The 22,954-nt window shown below is 54.9% G+C and carries 25 protein-coding genes and 1 riboswitch; of the genes, 6 read left to right on the top strand and 19 right to left on the bottom strand.

Annotated features, from left to right (window positions below; all coding sequences use genetic code 11):
* Positions 1-67 precede the first annotated feature (67 nt).
* Positions 68-343: a hypothetical protein gene (locus ACFFSY_RS21515; protein ID WP_377497919.1), complete on the bottom strand. Its 276-nt coding sequence runs from the start codon at positions 341-343 to the stop codon at positions 68-70.
* Positions 344-373: 30 nt separating this feature from the next.
* Complete coding sequence (locus tag ACFFSY_RS21510) at positions 374-1,348, bottom strand: cation diffusion facilitator family transporter (RefSeq protein WP_377497916.1); 975 nt, start codon at positions 1,346-1,348, stop codon at positions 374-376.
* A gap of 303 nt (positions 1,349-1,651) precedes the next feature.
* Positions 1,652-1,751: riboswitch (purine riboswitch) on the top strand.
* A gap of 114 nt (positions 1,752-1,865) precedes the next feature.
* On the opposite strand from ACFFSY_RS21510, the gene ACFFSY_RS21505 reads away from it, so the two are divergent.
* Positions 1,866-3,293, top strand: coding sequence for an NAD(P)/FAD-dependent oxidoreductase (locus ACFFSY_RS21505; protein WP_377497914.1), 1,428 nt, complete (start codon positions 1,866-1,868; stop codon positions 3,291-3,293).
* 93 nt (positions 3,294-3,386) lie between these two features.
* On the opposite strand, the gene ACFFSY_RS21500 is transcribed toward ACFFSY_RS21505, so the two are convergent.
* From ACFFSY_RS21500 to ACFFSY_RS21475, 6 genes are all read right to left on the bottom strand, one after another.
* The gene (locus ACFFSY_RS21500) at positions 3,387-3,986 is read right to left on the bottom strand and encodes a thymidine kinase (protein WP_377497912.1); all 600 of its coding nucleotides are present in this window, start codon (positions 3,984-3,986) and stop codon (positions 3,387-3,389) included.
* Positions 3,987-4,165: 179 nt separating this feature from the next.
* Positions 4,166-5,230 carry a M42 family metallopeptidase gene (locus tag ACFFSY_RS21495; protein ID WP_377497911.1) on the bottom strand — a complete coding sequence of 355 codons (1,065 nt, stop codon included), beginning with the start codon at positions 5,228-5,230 and terminating at the stop codon, positions 4,166-4,168.
* A gap of 12 nt (positions 5,231-5,242) precedes the next feature.
* Positions 5,243-5,800: a hypothetical protein gene (locus tag ACFFSY_RS21490; protein WP_377497909.1), complete on the bottom strand. Its 558-nt coding sequence runs from the start codon at positions 5,798-5,800 to the stop codon at positions 5,243-5,245.
* 96 nt (positions 5,801-5,896) lie between these two features.
* Positions 5,897-6,994 carry a GerAB/ArcD/ProY family transporter gene (locus ACFFSY_RS21485; RefSeq protein WP_377497907.1) on the bottom strand — a complete coding sequence of 366 codons (1,098 nt, stop codon included), beginning with the start codon at positions 6,992-6,994 and terminating at the stop codon, positions 5,897-5,899.
* A complete protein-coding gene (locus ACFFSY_RS21480) occupies positions 6,991-8,196 on the bottom strand; it encodes a Ger(x)C family spore germination protein (protein ID WP_377497906.1) in 1,206 nt (401 codons plus the stop codon). The genes ACFFSY_RS21485 and ACFFSY_RS21480 overlap by 4 nt, the downstream gene beginning before the upstream one ends.
* A 21-nt stretch (positions 8,197-8,217) precedes the next feature.
* Complete coding sequence (locus tag ACFFSY_RS21475) at positions 8,218-9,738, bottom strand: spore germination protein (RefSeq protein ID WP_377497904.1); 1,521 nt, start codon at positions 9,736-9,738, stop codon at positions 8,218-8,220.
* 132 nt (positions 9,739-9,870) lie between these two features.
* On the opposite strand from ACFFSY_RS21475, the gene ACFFSY_RS21470 reads away from it, so the two are divergent.
* Entirely contained in the window at positions 9,871-10,113 is a 243-nt protein-coding gene (locus ACFFSY_RS21470; RefSeq protein ID WP_377497902.1) for a hypothetical protein, read from the top strand.
* 29 nt (positions 10,114-10,142) lie between these two features.
* On the opposite strand, the gene ACFFSY_RS21465 is transcribed toward ACFFSY_RS21470, so the two are convergent.
* The 3 genes from ACFFSY_RS21465 to ACFFSY_RS21455 form a co-directional block, all read right to left on the bottom strand.
* Positions 10,143-10,586, bottom strand: a complete 444-nt coding sequence (locus ACFFSY_RS21465) for a hypothetical protein (RefSeq protein WP_377497901.1) — start codon at positions 10,584-10,586, stop codon at positions 10,143-10,145.
* Positions 10,587-10,827: 241 nt separating this feature from the next.
* Positions 10,828-11,373: a GNAT family N-acetyltransferase gene (locus ACFFSY_RS21460; protein WP_377497899.1), complete on the bottom strand. Its 546-nt coding sequence runs from the start codon at positions 11,371-11,373 to the stop codon at positions 10,828-10,830.
* 81 nt (positions 11,374-11,454) lie between these two features.
* Positions 11,455-12,495: a hypothetical protein gene (locus ACFFSY_RS21455; RefSeq protein ID WP_377497897.1), complete on the bottom strand. Its 1,041-nt coding sequence runs from the start codon at positions 12,493-12,495 to the stop codon at positions 11,455-11,457.
* Positions 12,496-12,718: 223 nt separating this feature from the next.
* On the opposite strand from ACFFSY_RS21455, the gene ACFFSY_RS21450 reads away from it, so the two are divergent.
* Positions 12,719-13,192, top strand: coding sequence for a WGxxGxxG-CTERM domain-containing protein (locus ACFFSY_RS21450; protein ID WP_377497895.1), 474 nt, complete (start codon positions 12,719-12,721; stop codon positions 13,190-13,192).
* Between the two features lie 106 nt (positions 13,193-13,298).
* Here ACFFSY_RS21450 and ACFFSY_RS21445 read toward each other — a convergent pair whose 3' ends face one another.
* From ACFFSY_RS21445 to ACFFSY_RS21435, 3 genes are all read right to left on the bottom strand, one after another.
* Complete coding sequence (locus ACFFSY_RS21445) at positions 13,299-14,234, bottom strand: manganese-dependent inorganic pyrophosphatase (RefSeq protein WP_377497893.1); 936 nt, start codon at positions 14,232-14,234, stop codon at positions 13,299-13,301.
* Positions 14,235-14,323: 89 nt separating this feature from the next.
* Positions 14,324-14,515 (bottom strand): hypothetical protein, encoded by a 192-nt coding sequence (locus ACFFSY_RS21440; RefSeq protein WP_377497892.1) that lies wholly within the window; start codon positions 14,513-14,515, stop codon positions 14,324-14,326.
* Positions 14,516-14,745: 230 nt separating this feature from the next.
* Entirely contained in the window at positions 14,746-16,014 is a 1,269-nt protein-coding gene (locus ACFFSY_RS21435; RefSeq protein ID WP_377497890.1) for an erythromycin esterase family protein, read from the bottom strand.
* A gap of 133 nt (positions 16,015-16,147) precedes the next feature.
* Between ACFFSY_RS21435 and uraA the strand changes: the two genes are divergently transcribed.
* Complete coding sequence (uraA, locus tag ACFFSY_RS21430; protein ID WP_377497889.1) at positions 16,148-17,431, top strand: uracil permease; 1,284 nt, start codon at positions 16,148-16,150, stop codon at positions 17,429-17,431.
* A gap of 77 nt (positions 17,432-17,508) precedes the next feature.
* On the opposite strand, the gene ACFFSY_RS21425 is transcribed toward uraA, so the two are convergent.
* Positions 17,509-18,114: an HAD family hydrolase gene (locus ACFFSY_RS21425; protein WP_377497887.1), complete on the bottom strand. Its 606-nt coding sequence runs from the start codon at positions 18,112-18,114 to the stop codon at positions 17,509-17,511.
* 186 nt (positions 18,115-18,300) lie between these two features.
* Between ACFFSY_RS21425 and ACFFSY_RS21420 the strand changes: the two genes are divergently transcribed.
* Entirely contained in the window at positions 18,301-19,074 is a 774-nt protein-coding gene (locus tag ACFFSY_RS21420) for an SDR family oxidoreductase (RefSeq protein WP_377497885.1), read from the top strand.
* A 107-nt stretch (positions 19,075-19,181) separates the two neighbouring features.
* Here ACFFSY_RS21420 and ACFFSY_RS21415 read toward each other — a convergent pair whose 3' ends face one another.
* The 4 genes from ACFFSY_RS21415 to ACFFSY_RS21400 all read right to left on the bottom strand — a co-directional run bounded on the left by ACFFSY_RS21415 (position 19,182) and on the right by ACFFSY_RS21400 (position 21,713).
* Complete coding sequence (locus ACFFSY_RS21415; RefSeq protein ID WP_377497883.1) at positions 19,182-19,430, bottom strand: glutaredoxin family protein; 249 nt, start codon at positions 19,428-19,430, stop codon at positions 19,182-19,184.
* 53 nt (positions 19,431-19,483) lie between these two features.
* A complete protein-coding gene (gene trxB / locus ACFFSY_RS21410; protein WP_377497881.1) occupies positions 19,484-20,428 on the bottom strand; it encodes a thioredoxin-disulfide reductase in 945 nt (314 codons plus the stop codon).
* Positions 20,429-20,598: 170 nt separating this feature from the next.
* Positions 20,599-21,339, bottom strand: coding sequence for a winged helix-turn-helix domain-containing protein (locus tag ACFFSY_RS21405; protein ID WP_377497879.1), 741 nt, complete (start codon positions 21,337-21,339; stop codon positions 20,599-20,601).
* On the bottom strand, positions 21,309-21,713 hold the full coding sequence (locus ACFFSY_RS21400) for a Fur family transcriptional regulator (RefSeq protein ID WP_377497877.1): 405 nt from the start codon (positions 21,711-21,713) through the stop codon (positions 21,309-21,311). The genes ACFFSY_RS21405 and ACFFSY_RS21400 overlap by 31 nt, the downstream gene beginning before the upstream one ends.
* A gap of 174 nt (positions 21,714-21,887) precedes the next feature.
* Between ACFFSY_RS21400 and ACFFSY_RS21395 the strand changes: the two genes are divergently transcribed.
* A complete protein-coding gene (locus ACFFSY_RS21395) occupies positions 21,888-22,841 on the top strand; it encodes an L-lactate dehydrogenase (RefSeq protein WP_377497874.1) in 954 nt (317 codons plus the stop codon).
* Positions 22,842-22,954: the final 113 nt, after the last annotated feature.

Raw genomic sequence — 22,954 nt, 5'->3', positions numbered from 1 at the left:
TCAACTTCACAGTTGATGGGGGCCGTCCTATTTGCGCTATCAAGTCAACTTAACTCGTCGCCGCATGTTACTTTTCGCCTTCCGGTTCGCTCTGGTCGCGACCCGCGTATTTATCATAACGACCATCCACTTCCCGTGCGAGCGAACGAAACAGCTTGGTCTCCTCCGCCACCGGGTCGTGCTCGGTTTGAATCCGCATTTCGTATTTGGCCGGGAGCTTCACGCGCGCCCGCTCTTCCGCGTCGTCCTGCGCGTTGTTCATTGGCCCCTTCTCCAACTGCTCGGCCAGTTCGTGCTCCATTTCGGACAGCTTGAATTTGGTCTTGTCCTTCTCTTGTTCCATCGTCATCGGCCTCCTTGTACATATTGAATGCTAAGATCCGGGCGCTTCGCCGGACGGCCGCCAGTCGCGAACGCCGTTATCCTCAATGATGCCGAGCGTCACGTCCGTGATATCCGGGGTCGCAAGCAGCTTGTCCCTTACGCGGAATTTAATATCATCCGCGTCGGCTAGCGACAGACCAGGTCTAAGCTCGATATAACCTTCGACATGATAGAATCGTCCTTCCTGCAAAATCCGCATCTTATTAATATCCGTGACGTCCGGATCGTCCATAATAACGCTCGCGACCCGCTCTTCGATGTCCAGCGGCGCGGCAACTCCGATTAAGCCGACCATGTTGTCGTAGCCCACCTTGAACGCAACGCCGACCATGAGAATTCCGATCAGAATCGTTGCGATTCCGTCGAAGAGCCGGAATGTCGTAAACTCGGCGATGATGACGGCGATAAGCGCCAAGAGCGCGCCGCTGGTGGCGACGACGTCTTCGTAGAAGACCAGCCTCGTCGGCGGCGCCGCGCGACCGACATTCCGGATGGCCGTAATCACGACCCCGCCGCTCGCGTCAGCCCGCGTCTCCTTCACGATTTCGTTCATCGCCTTGATCAGCACGAAGCCATCCACCCCAATGGCAACGGCAAGCACCGCGAAGTTGAGCCAGAAGTTCGTGGCTTTGGCCGGATGAGCCAGCAGATGAAAGCCCTCTCGCACGGTCTCGTACGCCATAACCGTCACGACGATAACCGCGATCATGCAGAATAAGTTGATGACTCGGCCGAAGCCTGTCGGGAATCGTCTGGTAGGCGCCTTCTCTGCGAGCACGCTGCCTGTAAAGACGAATGCCTGGTTCACCGCATCTGCGACGGAATGCATGGCAGAGGCGAACATGGCGCCGCTTCCGCTTGCGGCGGCCGCAATTCCTTTCAAGACGGCTAGTCCGGCGTTCCCTATAGCCGCTACGGCAGAAGAAGTATTGCCCTTCTTCACCATTTGCCACAAACTGCTCATGTCCGGTCACCTCCCGTTTTTGGACGCATTTCGAGATCTATTCCTTTTCCTATACACTTCATCGTGCCTTGCGAACCTGTTTTTTATCCATTCGGGGGAACCGCTGCAGAACTGCATGGAGTACCGCCATTTCAGGAGATGGCGGATTTCGAATCGTCAGCATTTAATGTTCGGTTTTTGGCCGGAATAAGGTTGTAAGAACCATATCCATTTTCATTCCAACGCCTAAACACGAATATTTTCGAAATCACTTGTTGACATATACGCCTTCGTCCTTTAAGATCAATCATGCAACAACCGACAACCAAATGAATACTTACTGTTCGTATATCCTCGATAATACGGTTCGGGGGTCTCTACAAGGAACCATAAATTCCTGGCTACGAACGGGTTGCCTTTGACGCACACCCGTTCGGCGCCAGGATTTTTTGCGTTCGATTTTGCTGCGGCCGCCAGTGCGACGAATCAAGTGCATCCCCTTAAACCTAACTAATTGTGCCTTGGAGGACGATGAACCGTGAGCAAGTACGATGTGATTGTAGTAGGCGCCGGTCCGGCCGGAATTTTCGCATGTTATGAATTGTCGTTGAAAGCGCCTCATTTGAAGGTACTGCTGGTGGATAAAGGGCATGACATCTACCGCAGAAGCTGTCCGATCCTGGAGGAGAAGATCACCTTGTGCCCGCCGCCCGCCGGCAAGAAGGACTTCGCGGGCTGTCTGCCGGCCTGCTCGATCACGGCAGGCTTCGGCGGCGCTGGCGCGTACAGCGACGGTAAATTCAACATTACGACCGAATTCGGCGGCTGGTTGACGGACTACCTCGCCCCTTCCAAGGTGCTCGAACTCATCCAATACGTGGACGCCATCAACCTGGAGCATGGCGCTACGCCGCTCATTACCGATCCGACGACGGATACGATCCGCAATATCGAACAACGCGGCTATGCGGCTGGCTTGAAGCTGCTGCGCGCGCAGGTGCGCCATCTCGGGACGGAGCAGAATCTGGAGATTCTCAAATCGATTTATGAGTACTTGAAGACCCGCATCGATATGGCATTCAAGACGATGGTCGAGGATATTGTGACCGTGAAGGAAGACGGCGGACACCGCATTACCGGTATCGCGCTAAAGAACGGCGAGATCCATGAAGCGGACCGTGTTATGATCGCGCCTGGCCGCGACGGCTCGGAATGGCTAACGGCCATTCTGAAGAAACGCCGTCTGAAGATGTATAATAACCAAGTCGACGTCGGCGTACGCGTCGAGACTTCCGACGTCGTGATGCAGGAGATCAATGAGCATTTGTACGAGGGCAAATTCATCTTCAATACGTCGGTTGGCACGCGCGTTCGCACCTTCTGCAGCAATCCGTCCGGCCACGTCGTCGTCGAGAATCATAGCGGCGTCATGGCGGCGAATGGCCACTCGTTCAAAGATCCTGCGCTCGGATCGCCGAATACGAACTTCGCCCTGCTCGTCTCGCATAAATTCACGGAGCCGTTCGACAAGCCGAATGAATACGCGCGCGAGATCTGCAAACGGGCCAACGATCTATCAAGCGGCGGGGTCATCGTTCAGAAGTACGGCGATATTATTCGCGGCCGCAGATCGACGGAGAGCCGTATCCGCGAAGGCTTCCTCGAGCCGACGCTGAAGGAAGCGGTGCCAGGCGATCTTGGTCTTGTTCTCCCGTACAATACGATGAAGAGCTTGATCGAGATGGTCGAAGCGCTGGAGAAAGTAACGCCGGGTATCGCTTCCGAGCATACGCTGTTCTACGGCGTGGAGGCGAAGTTCTACTCGGCGCGTCCGAAGCTTGCCGAAAGCCTGGAGACCGAAATTCGCGGGCTTTACTGCGGCGGCGACGGAGCAGGGATTACGCGCGGGCTCGCCCAAGCCGGTGCCGCCGGCATCTGGATCGCGCGCAATATGATCGGCGAGTAAACGGCCGAACTCTTGCGGATTGATGCAAACGAACAAAAGGCTGAGCGGGTTGCGCGTGCAACCTGCTCAGCCTTATTCTTGTGCCGCTTTCCCCTACTCGGTGGATGGCGCGACGAACGCTTGATTGTAACACTTCCGGCATACCGGCTTATAATCTTCGTTGCCGCCGATTTGAATTTGCTCGCCCTCGTTGACCGGGCGTCCGTCCCGGTATCGAATGACCATCGTTGCCTTCCGGTCGCAATGCCAGCAGATCGTCTTGATTTCCTCGATCTTGTCAGCCTGCACGAGCAGATAATAACTGCCTTCAAACAGCTGGTTCTGGAAGTCGTTCTTCAATCCGAACGCCATAACCGGGATGTTCAGCTCGTCGACGACGCGCGTCAACTCCAGCACATGATGCTTCTTCAGAAATTGCGCCTCGTCGATGAGCACGCAATAAATTTGCTTCGGTTCGGGCTTCGGCTGATAGGCTCTCACGCTCTCGAACAAATCCGTATCGTCGTGCACCGGAATGGCGGGACGCTGGAAGCCGACGCGAGAGCCGACCTGCTCCGATCCGCTGCGGGTATCTACCGAAGGAGAAAAAATAAGGACTGGCTTGCCTTGCTCTTCGTAATTATGCGCGACTTTGATAATCTCGAACGATTTGCCGCTGTTCATCGTGCCGTATTTGTAATAAAGCTGAGCCAATGGTTACGCCCCCATGAAAATTGTCGATACGTGCTATTATACCGCAACTCCATGTCCGGCGCATCCGGGGATTTGGCTGAATGCTGCATTCCCAATCTTCCGATTGTGAACGCAAACCAATCAGCTTTCTGCTCGCTGAATGCTGCATTCCCCATCTTCCGATTGTGAACGCAAACCAATCAGCTTTTCTGCATCATGTACAACGCGATGAGCGCGCCGGTATTCACGATCGCGTCGGCATGCGTGCGTTCCATGCTGTGCGAAGCGTGTACCCCTGGACCGATCAACGCCGCGCGTATGTTGCTTCCGCCGTGCAGCGCCGCGGACGCGTCCGAGCCGTAATGCGGGAAGATATCGACCGCGTACGGTAATTCCGACGCCTTCGCCAACTCGATCAGAGTAGTCGTCATATCGTAATCATACGGCCCGCTCGAGTCCTTCGCGCAGATCGAGACGTCGTATTCCGTCGCCGACAAGTCATCGCCGAGCGCCCCCATGTCGATGGCCAGCATCTCCGTAATATCGGAAGGAATATACGACGACCCATGTCCCACTTCCTCGTACGTGGAGATGATGACCTTCACTGTACGACGTGGCTGCACGCCGGTCCGCTTCAGCCAATCCAATACGCCCAGCAGCGCGGCAACGCTTGCTTTGTCGTCCAGATGGCGCGATTTGACCAGACCGTTCGGCAGGATGCGTGTGCGAGGATCCCACGAAATATAATCGCCGACTGCGATTCCCAGCTTCTCGACGTCTTCCTTCGTCTTAACGATCTCGTCGATACGAATTTCCATATTGCCTTCTTCACGCTTCATGTCCCTTGCGTCGCTATACACGTGGACGGAAGGCTTGATCGGCAATACGGTACCTTCGTACGTTCTGCCGTCTCTCGTATGGATGAGGCAGTATTCCCCTTCCACCGAATGCATCATATAACCTCCTACGCTCGTGAACCGGATCGTGCCGCCCGGCTTGATCGCGCGAACCATCGCGCCTAATGTGTCGACATGAGCCGTCAGTCCGAGGGTGCCGTCGCCTGCCGTGCCGCCGCTCCCTTCGATCGTAATGATGGCGTTGCCTTTGGGCGTCATCTCCGATTGGAACCCCAACCGTTCCGCTTCTTCGCGCACGTAGCGGATCGCTTCTTTGCAATATCCGCTTGGACTCGGCGTGCCGAGCAGCCGCTCCAGCACCTTCAATATGTAGTCCCGGTTCAATTCGGGGCGTTGAATCTGAGTCATGCCGGATGCCTCCTATAATAGTCGTTTCAGATCGGATAAGCTTGGCTTGCGAATCCGTACATGCACTTCCCCGTCCTTCAAAAATACTTGGTCCAGCCGAATAATTGGCAGTTCCTCTCCGATCGGGATCGACAGCTCGCCGATCCGTTCCTTCGGCAGCGGGAATCTGCCTGCTCTCATCTCGATCGGCGTTCCAATCAGATAGGGAGATTCCCAGCGGAACGTGTAAACAGCCTGGAATCCGACTGGCCAGAATCCGAACAGCTTAACGTTGACGTCTGCGATCATCCGATCGCCCTCTAGTTCGAACGAAGCGCCGGTCACGCGTACATGCGGACGAATATTCGGCTCGCGTGACAACGTGCGTCTGGCCAAATTGTTCAGATCATCTTCCGTCAGCACGAGTTCGAGCGACTGTCTGCGCAGCATCTGGACAGCGCGTTCCATCAGCGGCACGGGTTGATAGGACAAATCCAGCTCTTCGCGCGGACCTGTATACACATACGCCGCTACTGCCGCTGCCGCCAGAATGAGAATAATCGCCAGCAGCGCGAGGCGAAGCTTCCTCATCCCGAACGCCTCCTCTCCCTCGCTTCACCTACTCATTATGAAACATCCGCCTCGGCTGGTCAAACAACCGGGAACACGTCCCGGATAAGGCACGGGTTAGACCGCTGTCCGCTTCGCCCTCCTCAGCAATCCTAGGACAAGGGCGATAAGCGGGACGCCGACCGCCGTGGGAACTGCGAACAAGGGCCAATAATCAACGGTGAAGATCATGGCGCGCAAGTGATCCGCTACGACCCAGTAGCCCGTGCCGCCAAGCAGCAGAGCAGTCGGGATCAGCAGGTAACGAGAATCTTTCACCCCGACCAATTTAGACGCACATAACGAAGCGCAATACAGACACATCATGATCTGGATGAGCGAAGATGTGGCGAAGAAAGCGATCATAATCATTTCATACCGATGGAGAAACAAACCGATATGCGCGCTCCGTGCCAATTGCATGCAAGCGACGATATATTCCTGCGTTGCCTCGGCCGACAACACGCCGGACTCGAGAAGCGGCCAGATCACGACGGACAGCCCCGCGAACAAAATGCTGACCGCGGAGACTCTCCCCCAACGCTGCGGCTTCTTCACGACAGGCAAGATGACCGAGATCATAAGCGTCGCCAGCGACCAATCCGTATCAAAATGCCGGCTTGCCCAGACCGTCTTCGCCATGCCGCTATCCAAGACGGGAAGCAGGTTCCTCACGTCGAATTCGTTGATCGACCCCATCATGACGAAAATATTGAGAATTAGGATTGAGAACACGCCGACGAACGCCATTCGGCCCATGACTTCAATGCCGTGATACGCCCCGTACAAGCCGACGGCGAGCGCAGCCACAACGAATAGGATTACGGGCGCCTCCGGCAGGAAGTAGTCCATCAGATGAAAGGTGAACGTGACAAGCACCGTGGCGAACGCGCCGGTAAAAAACACCAGCAGGACGGCAGCGATCAGCTTGCCGGTCCACTTGCCTGCCAACTTGCCGACCAAGTCGATGACCGATGACGTACCCTGATCCATCTGGATGACGCGCGCGGTCAACCAAGCAACCGCCATCCCTTGAATCATGCCAATGAGCGTGGAAATCCACATGTCGCTTGCAACTTCGCGGGCGATGATCCCTTGCGTAATGCCGATGGCTTTGGCATAGATAACGTTCATGACGAGCGCGAGCAGCATGCCGTTCGTTATGCGTACCTTCACTTTAGTTCCTTTCCGCTCGTCGGTTCCTTCATCTTCAGAACCGGGCTGGTCAGCTTGACATCCGTTTGCACCGTAACGTCCGCATCCGCGAAATACTCGTCCCATTCGGCCGCCACTTTGCGCCACTCCAGCGGGTAACGATTATGGAACGATTGCCCAGCCTTCAAAAAATCCGTCCGATATTGCTTCTGCGCGATATCGAATATGTTCTTCACTTGCTCTTCCATCTGCGTCTTGAGCTTGGCCTCCAGCTTATCGCGAATTTCCGGGTAGGATGGAGCACACCCCAATTCCACAAGATTGGCGTTGATCTTCTGCTTGACGTGAAGCTTAACCCTGCCGTTTACCCATTCCGGCTTCATCGATTGAGACAAATCCTTTAGCTCCAACGTGGTCCGGTTGCCGGGTTCGTCCGGGCAGTTCACGACCGCGATCTCCGAGTCGACCTTCTCGAGGAAAGGCAGCAGACCTCTCGCTTGTTTTGGCGATAGCCAACCCATCATCTTGTCTCCTTTAAAAACGGCTGCTCCCGAGAGGACGATTTGTTTCAACGACCCGAATTGATCCGGTTTTTTGTTGGAGATGCCTCGTGGCTTTAATTGGACTTTGGCCAATACCGGTTCAGTCCCCGTCGCCAGGTAAGCTTCCTGGAGCCTCATCATGTTGGAACTCGGCGCTTCCGCAACGATCTCATTATAGCGGAACAACTTGTCCATCGCTTCCCCGGGCACAACCTCCATACCCGTAATGGTTGCGATGACCTCGCTCGCTTTGTCGGGCGTAACCACCACCCAGGTGGTCATGCGCAGCTCATGATTGCGGGTGAAGAAATCGATCATATCGGCAATGCCCCGACGCGCGAAGCTCTCGCCAATCACGATGACGAAATTGTGCGCCCAATACACTCGTCTCGAAGAGAATCGCGCTAAGTTCCGCGCCGCTTCGAATATGGTTCGGCCCTGCGATTGGATCGAATAGATCGGTTCGCCCGTGCCGCCCGACGGAGCTCCTGTCTGGCCTCTCGCGTCGGCGGGTCTTACGATTTGCACGCTTAAGCTGATCTGATTCGAACCGTGCGCATCGAGGCCGACGGCCGTTACCATAGCCAGTTCATTGATCTCCTGCTTGCCGAAGCAGCCGGCAGCAAGGATCGAGACCGCCGACCATGTCAGCAGCAGTGCGGCCATTCTAAGCCAATGCATGATCCTCCCCCTTTGCGTGGTTTACGAATCAGGCGGTTCCGGCATGCCGCCATCTTGTTGTCGGTTGGCGTCGGCCGCTAGTCGAGGCCGGTACTTATTGCTCCACCAAGGTAGACGGAGCACGATATCCTTCTGATCGGAGGGCCGGAAAGGCGCGGCCGGCGCCAAATAGGGCTCGCCGAAAGATCGAATCGACAGCGCATGGATGACAACAATGAAGAACATGCCGGCGAAGCCGAGCAGACCGAGCATCCCAGAGGCGATAAGGAGCGGAAAACGCAGCAGCCGGATCGCGAACGAAGCGGAGTAATTCGGAATCGTAAACGATGCAATCCCCGTCACCGCGACGACAATGACCATGAAAGGCGACACGAGACCGGCCTGCACCGCAGCTTGGCCGATAATCAGCGATCCGACGATGCTGACCGCTTGCCCGACCGGCTTCGGCATGCGTAGCCCCGCTTCGCGCATAAGCTCGAACGCCAGCTCCATCATGATCGCTTCGACAAGCACCGGGAACGGGACGACCTCTCTGCCCGAGGCGATCGTGAACGCCAGCATGGACGGGATCATTTCTTGATGAAACGATATAAGCATGACATATAATGAGGGCAGCATCAGGCTGATCATGAACGCGATATACCGGATGATCCGGAAGAACGAACCGACCCAATAGCGAGAATAATAGTCGTCGGAAGCTTGGAAGAATTGCCAGAAGAATGTCGGCACGATCAGCACGATCGGCGTATTGTCCACGAAGATGGCGACTCTGCCTTCCAGGATGGAGGCCGCGACCTTGTCCGGTCGTTCGGTGGTGTCGACCGTCGAGAAAACAGAGAGAGGCGAATCTTCGATTAATTCCTCGATATAGCCGCTCTCGAGGACGCCGTCGATTTTGATTTTATTGATGCGTTCCTTCACTTCCTCGACTAATCCCGGCTTGACGATTCCCTCCATGTAGGCAATGTTCAAATCCGTCTTCGTCTTCGTGCCGACAATTAGCGATTCGATCCGCAGGCTGGGATCTTTGATCCGTCTTCGCACAAGGGCCGTATTCGTGCGGATGTTCTCGGTGAATCCGTCGCGGGGGCCGCGAACGACATTGTCGGTCGCCGGTTCGGTAATGCTCCTCGACTCCCACGCTTTCGTCACGACGAGCAGTCCTTCGGCGAATCCATCGATCAGAAATAACGTTTCTCCGCCTAGAATACCGTCAATGCCTTCCCCGATGGTGCTTATGGTTCGCAGCGAACAGTTAACCAACAATCTCCGCTTGAGCTCTTCCATTGTATCGGCTTGCAGCAGAACCTCTTCCGGCAGTTCATGACTATAGATGAGGATTGCTCTAAGGATATACTGTAGTTCCGTATTGCTAATCAATCCATCCGTGTAGAAGCAGGCGCCTCGTTGTTTCGTTTGCTGATGGAAATCGAAGTCGCGCTTAATAAAGTCGACACTCTGTCCCATCACGGATTGAATCAGGTCAACGTTAGTCGGAAGGGAATCGGATATGGCGGTCTCAAGCAGCGGCTGAATAGTCATGACGATCCCTCTTCTTTCCTCATTTCCCCGTTGGCTATGGTATTTCCAGTTCAAGGGAGACCTATTCGGGAGTAGCTCGCGATCGAGTGGGTTATATTAACCGCAATATCGTTCAAGGGGCGGACGAATTTAATGTACCATTGGTGGATTTACGAATATGTGGTGAACACGTCGTGGTTTGTTCGGGGGTTCACTTGGTTGCTGTTCCTGATTAACTTCGCGCTTCCGGTAATCGTTTGGTTCACGATGAGCAGCCGCAATCCTTTTCGCAGGGACGAGAATGCAGCTGGCGCAAGCAGTGGATCAACCGAAGAACAAGGTGAGCCAGGAAGCGCAGACAAGAACGCCAAAAACCCGCCAGGTGGCGGGTCATAGGTAGGCACGAAGCCTTCATAATCCATCGATTATTGGGCGCGCGGCTTCAAGGATACAACGGAGTTAAAGTACGTCAAGAACCCGCATAATTGCTTGAATTTCCACATGTAATCTTCAAAGCTGCCTCCGAGTTCTTCGGCTTGCTTGTTAATCTCGTAAGCGTTCTTGTACACCGCGGCGAGCGCGTCTGCTTCGGTCTTGGGCTTATGCAAGTCCGTACCTCGCAGAATCGACGTTTCGCCGAGAATGTGGCCCATATAAAGGGGGGAAATATTGACGATATTGCCCGGATTCGGATTCGGCTCGCAATAGGCTAATCCGGTTTGTTCGAACGGCAGGAAGAGCAAATGCGCGCCTCGTTGCTCGTCCTTCCACGTGAATGCCATCCCCTGATGAAGCGGATAGACGTTCGGATAATTGATGAACTCGCCCTTTTTGAGCCGCTCAAAGAAGTATTCCAAATACGATTTCATGCTACCGGCTCCTTCGGTTTTTTCCTCTCTAGAACATTCTACATCACTTCGCTGTATTCCTTCACATCGATTTAAGCTTCGAAATAACGTCCTACCTACTATTTCGGCAGATAAGCGCGATTTGCTAAGACTTCTAACGGCAGGAATGGAACATTTTTTGTCGGGTGAATGAGAAGTGAATGAGAAGTGAATGAGAAGTGAATGCGATGGGAGCCGATACCAGCCACCGAAGTAACTATTGCTAACGAGCGTAAGCCTTGCGATGAAAATTGGTGATATAACGGAACAGCTTCTGCCCGTCGGTGAAAGGAAGCTCTGCATGAGGATCAAGTTTCGCATACATCGCCCGATAAGGCTCTGGTACCCAGATGTAATGATGGACGTAATCCGTAATGGAGAAGCCGCACTTCTCCCAGAATCGGATGCGCGCCAGATTGACGGGGCTTGGATCGGATTCGACTTCAATGATGACGGCTTGTAAACGTTGTTCGCTCCCCCAATTCAGCAGCGCACGGACAAATTCTCGTCCATGGCCATGACCGCGCTGCTCGTCATTGACCGTCAGATAGTCGACGATGAGTGCTTTGCGGTCACTTGAGATGGAGGAGAATGCCATTCCATATGCTTCGTTATGTTCATGAAAGACATGGAACAAAGCCAGTCGCCGTTCGAACATACGTCGGATCACTTGTTCCGTCTTGCCCCCGTTGCCGAATGCGCTCATGTACATCGGCTTCGTCTTCTGCCACCAGAATGCGTCTAGTTCATGCATGGTCGTCAGTTCCATACTCAACCCTCGTCCTATGTAAGATGGCCATGATTCCTTACGGAATCATGGCCGTGGCGTGCTTCACACGCCCTCGCGTTGTTATTTTGCGTGGCGGAGAATGTACTTAATATCATCGGCGATCGATTTCGCTTTCGTCTTCGCGTTCGTGCCGCTCAACTGCTGATTCACACGGCGGATCGCATCGATCGACTTCGCATCCGTGACGTGAAGCACAAGTCCTTCACCTGTATTTCGCATCGATGTGTTGTGATCGGTTTGACCCGTCAAATTGCTCGTCGTGCCGTTGCCGCCACGAGCGTTATTGCCGTTATGAGCGTTATTGCCGCGGCTGCCGACGATCGTCAAATTGCCGATTTTCAGTTCGTTTTGGTTGTGCGTAGTCGCATTCATACGAGTGCCGTGATTGCCAGTCGTGCCAGTCGTGCCAGTCGTGCTATAAGTGCCATATCTTCCGCCCATTCCGTTGCCGGTGACGTTCGTACCATAACCATTCGTGGTGCCAGTGAGGTTCGTGCCATTGTTCGTACCGTTGCCCGTGACGGTCGTACCGAAGCCATTGTTCGTCGTCCCGGTTCCGTTCATCCCAACTAGATCACGGCCTGCACGGCCAAGGTCGCGCCCTGCTTCGCGCGTTGTGCCGACGACGCCTGTACCGAGATCGCGAGCGGCTTCGCCTACGTTCGAGCCAAATCCCGTTACACCGTTACGATTGCCATACTCACGCGGCCCCATGCCAACCAGGTCGCGAGCGGCATTACCCAGATCGGTACCCACATTGCGGGTCGTGTTGGCAATACCTCGACCTACGTCGAGCGTTGCTTCGCCAAGATTACGACCCGTACCGCGCAAGTCGTTATTTATGCCCGTCGTATTATTATCGACCGCATTCATCCCATAACGTCCCGTGTTGTTGCGCGTTCCCAGCAGGCCATCGTTATCCCGTGTGCTTCTTGTCGTCAAGCGTCTGTCGTTGTACCCATCCGTGTTGTGCGTGGACAAGCGGTGAACGTGTCCCGTGTTTTTCGTGGTCACGTTGTTGTTGTCATTTTTCCCGCAACCTGTGAACAGAACGGCAGACAAGCTTAACCCACAGACCAACAAGCACGCTTTTCGATTCAAGACGATCCCTCCAGCTCTAATTTTGACCCTGCATCAGCGGGCCTCGATTAGATTGCGCCAATCCGAGGCGGATTACATGTTGAATCATTTGAGCGTTCAGGTAATCTTTCGGAGTCCGCCAACGCGTGATACGCGGGCTTCATCTGAAGGTGCGATTGTATAGGGTGCATAACCGGCATGTTCGGCGATGCACACTATAACGGAAAGGAGATGGATCACCACGATGACGCCTCTAATGCGAACGACCATTCTGATGCTGGCTATACCGCTATTGTCGCAATTAACGGCTTTAACAGGAGCGGCCGCTTACTCCGCTTCCGGCCCTGAAGTTACGAGACGGCTTCAAGCACCTATCGAATCCTCGAACGGCGCCGGCTTCGGCAGCACGGAGCAGCTGGGATTGTCAGGCAGCACGCCTGGTTATATCGTTGAACAAGATACGCATCCTGGCCAAATTCGACCGCTCAGCACGCCAGTCGGCAACGGCGGCAGGGTGCTTGTACCTCATCAGCGCGGATTGTCTGGCAGCACCCCCGGTTATATTATGAATCAACGCGCGCTGCAGAACGACAGCGTGCGGCCGCTTAGCGCGATTCCCGGCGAACGAACCTCCAGAGGCAATTTTGATTGGGACTGGCTCGGTCTCCTTGGACTTCTTGGATTGGCCGGCTCGCGCAAAAGAGCTTCGACGGATTAGCAGCTTGGACAGCGCTATTAACCCGGTCACACGACTGGAAGTTGATCATTGATTGTCAAAGAAGCAGCCTGGAAATTCCGGGCTGCTTCTTCCATTGGAGCGATTATTAGGCCAACTTGTTGAAGGCTTCAGTCAGTACCGGCACGATTTGCGATTTGCGGGACACGACGCCTTTCAGCACCGCTTGGTTGTTCGCCAAGGAGACGTTATAGGCTTGTTCGACCGCATTAGCTTTGGCACCAAGCGCCAAGCCTAAGGAATCGTTGTTCAAGATGTCCGTTACGACGAACAGGAACAAATCCAGGCCCTTCTCGTTGATGATGCCTGTCAGTGCGTCTTCCAGCTCAGCTTGACGGGAGAGCACGTCGTTCACGTCGACCGCGTTCACTTGCGCGATTTCGACTTTAGCGCCGCCCATGTTGAATTCTTTGGAATCCAGGGAGATCAACTGCGCAATCGTTTTGTCGCTCAGATCGGCTCCGGCTTTCAACATGTCCAGACCGTATGTATCCGCGTTCACGCCGGCGATTTCAGCCAGCTCGCGAGCTGCTGCCACGTCTTGCTCCGTGCAGGTCGGCGATTTGAACAGCAGGGAGTCGGAGATGATGGCCGAGAGCATGAGGCCTGCGATTGCCTGCGGAATTTGCTTGCCGTTCTCTTTGTACATTTTGTTCAAGATCGTTGCCGTGCAGCCTACTGGCTCCGCGCGGAAGTACAATGGCGCGGCTGTTTCGAAGTTCGCGATCCGGTGGTGGTCGATAACTTCAAGCACTTGGACTTGCTCGATATCGGAAGCGCTTTGTTGGCGCTCGTTGTGGTCGACGAGGATAACGCCTTTCGCTTCGGTTGCTACTGTCTCGACGAGACGAGGCGCCTCGACCTTGAACGTGTCCAGCGCGAATTGCGTTTCGCCGCTAACCGCGCCGAGGCGGACCGGTTCCACGTTGAAACCGAGCTGCGTTTTGAGATCGGCGTATGCGATCGCGGAGCAAATTGTGTCGGTATCCGGATTTTTATGTCCGAAAATAAGAACTTTTTCCATCAATTCTGATCTCCTAACACGTTATTATTTGGCGTTAAAAGTATACCTTAGAATGGTAATCAGTTCAAGATGAGAATCGCTATCAATGGCTATTCGTTCGGATCGTTTTCCATGCTGAAGATGATCGCGTCGCGTCTGATTTTGCCGCTTTGCATGACGCGGTCGAGCCCTTCTTTGTCTAACACTTCGAAGTCCGACGCGTCCATCTGCACGACATAGAAGGAGCGGTTTTGTTCGCGGAAGTAAATCTTGGCCTTATCGATGGCATATTGTCGTGTCATGAACATGCTCCTCTCGTGTAAACGCGGATTAGCCCGGCCGATCCTTACCCGGTTGTGACGATGCGTGGATGCCCATTCGAGCGTGTCCGCCCTCGGTTATGTATGTTGATGACGATACGACCTAAGCTCGTCCATATCATTGTACCAGAATCGCAGAAAGCGGATAACAAAAAAATGTTAAACTTCTGCGATTCCGGTATGTTCGAGCTATGAATGCGGACGATCGAAGGTCAGGCAAATACCGGTTCCGGAACAACCGGCGCGAGCGCTTTCGTCTGATCCACGAACACGAAAGCGTCATACCGCGCGCTCATGGACGAAGGAACATAGTTGCCGAACCGTTCATATTGCGGATGATAGACGACGCCGATCGCGCGGTGGCCAATGTGCTGATCGTATTCGCCGTCTTTACCACGGAACGATAGCCATCCGCTCGCGACGCCCGCTTCGTGCATCGCTTCTTCCCAACTGTCCTCGGCTGCTTTCGGCACCCGCATCTTCGCGGGCTGCGCTCCCCAGCTGCGGCCGGCGACAACAGTTCCTTCATACGTACCGAACCCGATCGCGTATACGTTGTCCGCACCGAAGCGCTCCCGCGCCAGCTGACCGACATTCACCATACCCTCGTCCGCCATATCCGTTGCCCGCGCATCCCCGATGTGCGTATTATGCGCCCATACGACGATCTTGGCCTCGTCTCCGTAGGCATCCATCATTCTGGCCATAACCTCGGTCATATGACGATCGCGTATATTCCACGATTCAGGTCCTCCTCGAACCATGGAACGGTAATAATGTTCGGCATCTACAGCAACGAGCGTATTCATGACCGCGCTTAACGCCTCTTCGTCGCGAATCCCCTCGCCCATCCGCCGCACTCGCAGCTCGCGCAGCAGGTCGATGACTTCCTGTTCGCACGACTCCCCCAGCGCATAGGCCGCCGCGGCCCCGTAAGATTGCTCATCCCGTCCATAGGGCTCGAAGCATTCGAACGCCCGGATGGCGTGGTCTAGCTCTGGTGAATTTGTCTTGCGCAAATACCGAATGGTCTCTTCCATCGACTCCCAAAGGCTATACACGTCGAAGCCGTAGAATCCGACCAAATCGTCCCCTTCGCGTTTGCCGTTGAACGCTTTAAGCCACTGCGCGAACGCCTCGACTTCCTCATTCGCCCACATCCATGTCGGCCATCTGCCGAACGCCGAGAGCGCATCCCGTACCGACCCGGCCGCACCGGTATAATTCTTAATCCAGCGGTTAATCTCATAACAAGAAGGCCAATCGCCTTCGATTGCGATGATCCGGAATCCTTGTCGTTCAATTAGACGTTTGGTAATCTCCGCGCGAATGGTATAAAATTCGCTCGTGCCGTGCGATGCTTCGCCAAGCAGCACGATTCGCGAATCGCCGATTGCGTCCACGATCGCGTCGTAATCGCTAGCTTGGTGTAACGGCATCGCGTCCCGTCGGATCGATTGTACCAAAGTTGGGTCTGCCATCGTTCGTCCTCCTTTCAAACTGAACGAAGACAGTATTCCCACGCTGGTCCCAAAAAAAATGGATGCCAACCGATCGCCGTTCTGGTAAGATGTTCAAGGAAATTCGACAAAAACCGCAATGGAGGAAGAACCCGTGCAACGAGTTATTCAGGTGGATGAACGTCCGCCGCTTATCCAGACGATACCGCTCAGCCTGCAGCATCTGTTCGCCATGTTCGGCTCGACGGTTCTCGTCCCCGTGCTGTTCGGCGTTGACGCCAGCACGATTCTGCTGATGAACGGAATCGGCACTCTGCTCTATCTGTTAATCTGCAAAGGCAAAATTCCCGCCTACCTCGGGTCAAGCTTCGCGTTCCTGTCGCCCGTGCTCGCCGTACTAGGCACCAATACCGAGGAGAACTATCCTTACGCGCTCGGCGCCTTTATCGTCGTCGGAATCGTGTTCACGCTGTTCGGACTGCTCGTGCAGGCGGTCGGCACGAAGTGGATCGACGTCATCTTCCCGCCGGCGGCCATGGGCGCCATTGTCGCCATCATCGGACTCGAGCTCGTGCCGACTGCGGCCGGCATGGCAGGTTGGATTCAGCAGCCAGGCTCGCCAGTTGATCCGGCTTGGGCTCCTGATCCGGATGCGGTCATCGTGTCCGCGGTGACGCTTGGGATCATTATTCTAGGTAATGTCCTGTTCCGCGGCTTTATGAAGATCATTCCGATTCTGATCGGCTTCGTGGCTGGCTATCTGCTCGCGTGGGCCATGGGTATGGTTGACTTCACTTCCGTCACCGAAGCAAGCGTGTTCGCTGCTCCGACGTTCACCCTCCCGAAATTCAAGCTGGCGACGATTCTGACGATTCTCCCGGCCGCGCTAGTCGTCATCGCCGAACATATCGGCCACCTGATCGTGACCGAGAACATTACCGGCCGTCCGCTGACTAAGGAGCCCGGTCTCCACCGCTCTCTGCTCGGCAACGGCATCTCGACCATCCTCTCCGGATTCGTTGGTTCGACGCCAAATACGACGTACGGCGAGAATATCGGTGTCATGACGCTCACTCGCGTCTACTCCGTCTTCGTCATCGGCGGCGCGGCTATTCTGGCGATCGTGCTCTCCTTCTTGGGCAAGCTGTCCGCGATCATCTCGGTTGTGCCGCAGCCCGTGCTGGGCGGCGTATCGCTCATGCTGTTCGGTGTCATCGCGGTAGCGGGCATCCGCATGCTGATCGAGACGAAGGTTGATTACGGCAAGCCGCAGAACATCATTCTGACAACAGTCGTGCTGGTAATTGGGCTCAGCGGCACGAAGCTGACCATGGGCGGAATCGAGCTGAAAGGCATGGTGCTCGCAACGATCGCGGCCATTGTGCTCAGCTTGATCTTCAAGCTTATCGACGTCTTCAATATCGGCAACGACAAATAAACCTTGCTGCTCATTGGACAAAGAAAGGCAGCGCTCGACTCGGACCTCCGTGATCAAGCGCTGCCTTTTCTCATGGTTTATCCCCTGCATGTCGCTGTCGCTTCAAAACCAAGCAGCGTCCCGACCTCTTCCACCCAATTGCCGTCCGCATCCGCCAGCAGCGTCGTCCAGCCTAGTTCGGCTGCCACTTGCAAGTTGCGCGGCTGATCGTCTACGAACAACACCTGCGCTCCGGCCGGCAGCTTGGAGGACGCCACGCGAAACATCTCTGGCTGCGGCTTGGCGCTCCCTATTTCGCTCGAGATCGTGATGCTGCTGAACAAGTGCAGCTCCTTCTCTAATACAGGAAGCAGCCATTCGGTACGATGATTGCTTAACAGATGAAGATCCGCACGCGTTCGCCATACCGCAAGGCAGTCCAACGCGTCCAGTCTTACGAGATTCGACATTAACAGCTGCCTGGCTGCCGTTTCGTTCACGCCCGGATAGCCGCCGGCCAACCATGCCCAGAACTCGGTCTCCGAGACTTCCCCACGCCACAATGCTGCGCTCATCGAGGTTTTGTAATGCGGGACGATCACGTCGTAATCGATCGAAGCGTGCTCGCAGAGCTGTTCCCAGAACAACGGCGACAGATTGCTGACGAGGACACCTCCTGCGTCAAGAACGAGCTGTGGTTTCATTGCTTTTAACCGCCTTTATGAATTGAATATGGATTCTATTATAGGCAGGACAGCCAGCCCCTGACAAGCCGATCGATCGTGGAGCTCTCTTATTATGGCTAGCATTCCCAAGCCGTGCTACAATTCGAGATAGATAGAATTAGTTCCCCCCCTTTACGACAGAACGAAATGAAACGAGGGACTACCATGAACCGTCTGCAGAACAAAACCGCCATCGTCACCGGCACGAGCCGGCCGAATGGCATCGGAGCCGCCATTTGCCGCGAGTTGGCCAATCAAGGGGCGAATATTTTCTTTACGCACTATACGAACTATGATCATCAGTTAGGATTTTCGGATGCGGACAGGGGTTATCCAGATCGACTGGCCGAGGAGCTGCGCGAATCGGGCGTTCGCGCCTCCCATGCGAGCGTCGACTTATCCGATCCTTCTACGCTTGCGGAATTGCTCGATCAGGTATGCAGCGAGCTGGGCGTTCCCGATATCCTTGTGAATAACGCGACGCACAGCATCGACATCGACTTCATGACGCTTGACGCAGACAACTTGGACCCTCATTATCATGTGAATCTTCGGGGCACCGCGCTCTTATCTACTGCCTTCGCCAAGAGGATCGACGGCCGCGAAGGAGGCCGCATTATCAACCTCACTTCTGGTCAAGACCGGGGTCCGATGCCGGGCAACCTTGCGTATGCTGCGACTAAGGGCGCCGTATCCGCCTTCACCGTCTCGTTAGCGGCCGAGTTGGCAAGTAGACACATTACGGTCAACGCCGTTGATCCGGGGCCGACCGCGACAGGCTGGATGACGCCGGAGATCGAGGCGCATCTGCTGCCCCGCTTCCCGATGGGGCGCATCGGGAAGCCCGAGGACGCGGCCAAGCTGATCGCCTTCCTAGCTAGCGACGATGCCGCATGGATCACCGGGCAGATCATCCATTCCGACGGCGGGTTCCGATAACCGGCATTTCGCTGAAACGCCGAATAGCCATTCCCCAGCATGCTCACAAGGCATCGGGGAATGGCTATTACTATTGGCTGAATCGTATCGAAATTGAATAGATTCGTTTACGCTTGCAGCTCAGTTACCGCTTTGTTCAGCTGCGTTTGGTTGAAGCCGAGGATTTTGTAATCGCCGATAACCGTTACTGGGACGGAACGCATGCCCGTATTCCACAGTTCTTCCGCGAAGGCTTCGTTCAGATCGATGTTGCGCTCTTCGAAGGATACGCCTTTATCGGTCAGGTATTGCTTCACATTCTTGCAGTAGTTGCAGTGCGTGCTGGAATAAACAATCGCTTGCGCTTGTTCGGACATTCGACATCGCTCCTCTATGTTCAAGGTATGGAATGAAAGTGTTACGTGTTGGCTTAGGCGTGTACGTGCGCTTCGACTTCTTCCAGGTAACGTTCGCAGTCCAGTGCCGCCATGCAGCCCGATCCCGCCGCGCTAATCGCCTGACGGTAACGGCTGTCCTGTACGTCGCCGCATGCGAATACGCCCGGAATGTTCGTGAGCGTCGTGCCTGGCTGTACAAGGATGTAGCCCGTCTCGTCGGTCGTAATCTGACCGCCAAGGAATTTCGTATTCGGCGTATGACCGATCGCAATGAAGATACCGCTTGCTTCGATGACTTCTTCTTGGCCTGTCTCGTTGTTCAGCACTTTCAAACCTTTCACGCCATTGTCATCTGCTACGACCTCTACAGGCGTGCGATTCAGGTTCCAGCTGATTTTCTCATTCGCGCGCGCGCGGTCCTGCATGATCTTCGATGCGCGAAGCTCCGTGCGGCGGTTCACCAGGACAACTTCGGATGCGAAACGCGTCAGGAAGTTCGCTTCCTCCATCGCGGAGTCGCCGCCGCCGACGACGATGATCTTCTTGCCGCGGAAGAAGAAGCCATCGCACGTTGCGCATGTGCTGACGCCGCGTCCGACATTATCCCGCTCGCCCGGAATGCCGAGATATTTCGCCGATGCGCCGGTCGAGACGATGATCGATTCCGCCTTCAATTCGCCGATCCCTTCTACGTTCAGCGTGAACGGACGCTTCGACAGATCGACGCTGTTCACCCAGCCAGAACGGAATTCGGCGCCGAAACGCTCCGCTTGTTGACGCATATTCGCCATGAGCTCAGGTCCCATGATGCCATCCGGGAAGCCAGGGAAGTTCTCGACTTCCGTCGTCGTCGTCAATTGACCGCCTGGTTCAGGACCTTCGATGACGAGCGGGCTCAGGTTGGCGCGAGCCAAGTAAATTGCAGACGTAAGGCCACCGGGGCCGGTTCCGATAATAATTGTTTTGTAGACTGTCATGACAGTTCCTCCGTTCCATGTTACAGGCAAAATTAAATTTAAACTTAGTTTATCTCTCAACCTTACCTTCACAGCATACCATGCGACTCGATCGGATGCATGAAGTGTTTATGAAGACAAAATGAAACCTTCATGAAGATCTCATGAAGGTTTCGTGAAGAATCGGCTGCTCAGTCCGCAATCCGGTAACCGACTCCCCGTACCGTCACGATATAGTGCGGTTTCTTCGGGTCGTCGCCGAGTTTGTGGCGCAAGCTCTTAATATGCACGTCTACGGAGTTGCTCCCGCCGAAATAGCCGTCGCCCCAGATCCGCTCCATAATGTCTTGCCGCGTCAGTACGCTTCCACCGCTAGTCAGCAGCGCCTTCAGCATGTCGAATTCCGTCTTAGTCAAATTGATAGGCTGACCGGACCGCTGCACGGTCATCCTTCTCAAATCGACCGTAATGTCCTTCAACAACAGCTGTTCGCCATGCTCGGGCGAAACTGCGTTGGCCGGTTGGCCTTGTTCGGCCAACCGCTCGATGACGGCAAGCGCGCCTTCCAGCGGCTGTGGCCAAACGAGCACTTCTCCGCCGCCTACTTCCTCATCCGCGTGCACAAGCGTTAACTGCGAACCGCCTCCGGCGAATTGCACCTTCTCCGAGGCGCCTCCGCGCGTGCGGTCGACAACGAGCAGATCGGCCTGCAGCATCGCCAGCGCCGGATCGTCCTCATGATGAAAGACCAACACATCGTAACAGCGAGTCGTTAAAGCGGCTACCAACGCGCGCAGCGAAGCAGGCAGCGGACTTACGATAATAATTCGACGGGTGGTGTTGCAATAGTCGCCTTCATCGAAAGCATCGGGCAAACCCGCCCAGGCAGACTGAACCTCCGCTATTGCACGGTCGTCTTCTGTTCTCTGCATGAACCGCACACCCCTTTGAATAATAATTGCTCTTCCTGTATGTCGTACCCCGTAGCGGCTGCAATACTATTCAACCACGTCTGAGGCGTCTCAATAAACACTTCGTCCAGCTTGCCGCAGCTTATGCACAGCACGTGCTGGTGGTTTTCCATTCTCGCGTCGTAGCGGCTGGCGTCGCCTTCCAGCTTCAGCTCGCGAATCAATCCCTCTTCCGTCAAATAACGAAGCGAATTGTACACCGTCGCGTAAGCGAAATTGGCGCCTCGTATCTTCAAACGGTCCATAATGTCGGATGCCGTCGGATGGTCGGAGGAGTCCATAACGATATGATAAATCGTCCGCCTTGGCGTTGTCAGCTGACCTTTCCGGCTCATTCGGCGTTAACCTCCACGTTTAAACTTAGTTTAAAGTTTATTCCCTCTTCCTTCCGGTGTCAATGGATGATCAATTCTTTGGCGTAATAAAACTTCACATGACGATGACAAAACCATCACGCTGCCACATATAATGGTAGAAAATCCAGTCAGGCAGAGTGGAGGCGTACATCGATGACTAGCAAAACACGCAAAGTAGCGATCGTCGGCGTCGGGTTTGTCGGGGCGAGCTGCGCGTATTCGCTCATTAACCAATCCATATGCGAGGAGATTGTCTTGATCGGCAGAACGCCCGAACGAGCGAAGGCGCAAGCATTGGATCTGTCGCATTGCATGGACTTCACGCATGCCAGAACCAAGGTTCATACCGGGGACGTCACGGACTGCGGCGATGCTGACATTGTCGTACTGTGCGCAGGTGCCAACCCGATACCTGGCGGAACCCGGCTCGACCTGCTTGACAGCTCGCATACCATCTACCGAACACTGATTCCGGGCATCATGAATGCCGGGTTCAACGGCATCTTCGTCGCCGCGGCGAATCCGGTCGATATTGTCACGTATATGGTATGGAAATTGTCAGGCCTGCCGCGAAGCCGAGTAATCGGCACCGGCACTTCGATCGATTCGTCACGGCTCAAAACGCTGCTGTCCGAATATGTGCCCGTCGATCCACGCAGCGTTAGCGGCTATGTGCTCGGCGAACACGGCGAATCTCAGTTCCCCGCTTGGTCGCACGTTACGATCGGCGGCAAGCCGATTCTCGATATTCTACGCCAGCATCCGCAGCGGTTCGGCCATCTGAAGCTGGATGATATCGCGGAGGCAACGCGAAATGCCGGATGGGAGATCCTCCAAGGGAAAGGTTCGACGCACTACGGCATCGCGAACGCCATCGCGTCGATCGTGCGCTCCATTCTTAACGATGATTACAAAGTCATGGCAGTCTCGGCCATTCTTGAGGGCGAATATAAGCTGAACGACGTCTGTCTCGGTGTGCCGGCCATCTTGACCCGACAAGGCGTCAAGGAGCTGGTCGAGCTGAATTTGTCGCCGAAGGAACGGCAGCTTCTCGCCTACTCCGCCTCCGTCATTCAAGCTGCAGCCGCTCCGCTTGGGCTGTTATGATATACGCTCAAGTAGGCGGCGGCGATCAAAGAGGCCCGGTCGCTGTCGCGCCGAGTAATCTGGACCCTTAGTCAAGGACACTTTGAAAAAAAGAATTAAGCAGCACTTAAGAG

The sequence above is a fragment of the Paenibacillus aurantiacus genome, from assembly GCF_042431225.1.
In the GTDB taxonomy this organism is placed as follows: domain Bacteria; phylum Bacillota; class Bacilli; order Paenibacillales; family Paenibacillaceae; genus Paenibacillus_Z; species Paenibacillus_Z aurantiacus.
This window is presented reverse-complemented; position numbering and strand designations above follow the sequence as displayed.

Excerpts from the sequence above, each read along its gene's own strand:
- ACFFSY_RS21515 (WP_377497919.1), bottom strand. The coding sequence starts at position 343 with ATGGAACAAGAGAAGGACAAGACCAAATTCAAGCTGTCCGAAATGGAG.
- ACFFSY_RS21510 (WP_377497916.1), bottom strand. The coding sequence starts at position 1,348 with ATGAGCAGTTTGTGGCAAATGGTGAAGAAGGGCAATACTTCTTCTGCC.
- ACFFSY_RS21495 (WP_377497911.1), bottom strand. The coding sequence starts at position 5,230 with ATGACTCAGATTCAACGCCCCGAATTGAACCGGGACTACATATTGAAG.
- ACFFSY_RS21490 (WP_377497909.1), bottom strand. The coding sequence starts at position 5,800 with ATGAGGAAGCTTCGCCTCGCGCTGCTGGCGATTATTCTCATTCTGGCG.
- ACFFSY_RS21480 (WP_377497906.1), bottom strand. The coding sequence starts at position 8,196 with ATGCATTGGCTTAGAATGGCCGCACTGCTGCTGACATGGTCGGCGGTC.
- ACFFSY_RS21475 (WP_377497904.1), bottom strand. The coding sequence starts at position 9,738 with ATGACTATTCAGCCGCTGCTTGAGACCGCCATATCCGATTCCCTTCCG.
- ACFFSY_RS21470 (WP_377497902.1), top strand. The coding sequence starts at position 9,871 with ATGTACCATTGGTGGATTTACGAATATGTGGTGAACACGTCGTGGTTT.
- ACFFSY_RS21465 (WP_377497901.1), bottom strand. The coding sequence starts at position 10,586 with ATGAAATCGTATTTGGAATACTTCTTTGAGCGGCTCAAAAAGGGCGAG.
- ACFFSY_RS21460 (WP_377497899.1), bottom strand. The coding sequence starts at position 11,373 with ATGGAACTGACGACCATGCATGAACTAGACGCATTCTGGTGGCAGAAG.
- ACFFSY_RS21450 (WP_377497895.1), top strand. The coding sequence starts at position 12,719 with ATGACGCCTCTAATGCGAACGACCATTCTGATGCTGGCTATACCGCTA.
- ACFFSY_RS21445 (WP_377497893.1), bottom strand. The coding sequence starts at position 14,234 with ATGGAAAAAGTTCTTATTTTCGGACATAAAAATCCGGATACCGACACA.
- ACFFSY_RS21440 (WP_377497892.1), bottom strand. The coding sequence starts at position 14,515 with ATGACACGACAATATGCCATCGATAAGGCCAAGATTTACTTCCGCGAA.
- ACFFSY_RS21435 (WP_377497890.1), bottom strand. The coding sequence starts at position 16,014 with ATGGCAGACCCAACTTTGGTACAATCGATCCGACGGGACGCGATGCCG.
- ACFFSY_RS21425 (WP_377497887.1), bottom strand. The coding sequence starts at position 18,114 with ATGAAACCACAGCTCGTTCTTGACGCAGGAGGTGTCCTCGTCAGCAAT.
- ACFFSY_RS21420 (WP_377497885.1), top strand. The coding sequence starts at position 18,301 with ATGAACCGTCTGCAGAACAAAACCGCCATCGTCACCGGCACGAGCCGG.
- ACFFSY_RS21415 (WP_377497883.1), bottom strand. The coding sequence starts at position 19,430 with ATGTCCGAACAAGCGCAAGCGATTGTTTATTCCAGCACGCACTGCAAC.
- trxB (WP_377497881.1), bottom strand. The coding sequence starts at position 20,428 with ATGACAGTCTACAAAACAATTATTATCGGAACCGGCCCCGGTGGCCTT.
- ACFFSY_RS21405 (WP_377497879.1), bottom strand. The coding sequence starts at position 21,339 with ATGCAGAGAACAGAAGACGACCGTGCAATAGCGGAGGTTCAGTCTGCC.
- ACFFSY_RS21400 (WP_377497877.1), bottom strand. The coding sequence starts at position 21,713 with ATGAGCCGGAAAGGTCAGCTGACAACGCCAAGGCGGACGATTTATCAT.
- ACFFSY_RS21395 (WP_377497874.1), top strand. The coding sequence starts at position 21,888 with ATGACTAGCAAAACACGCAAAGTAGCGATCGTCGGCGTCGGGTTTGTC.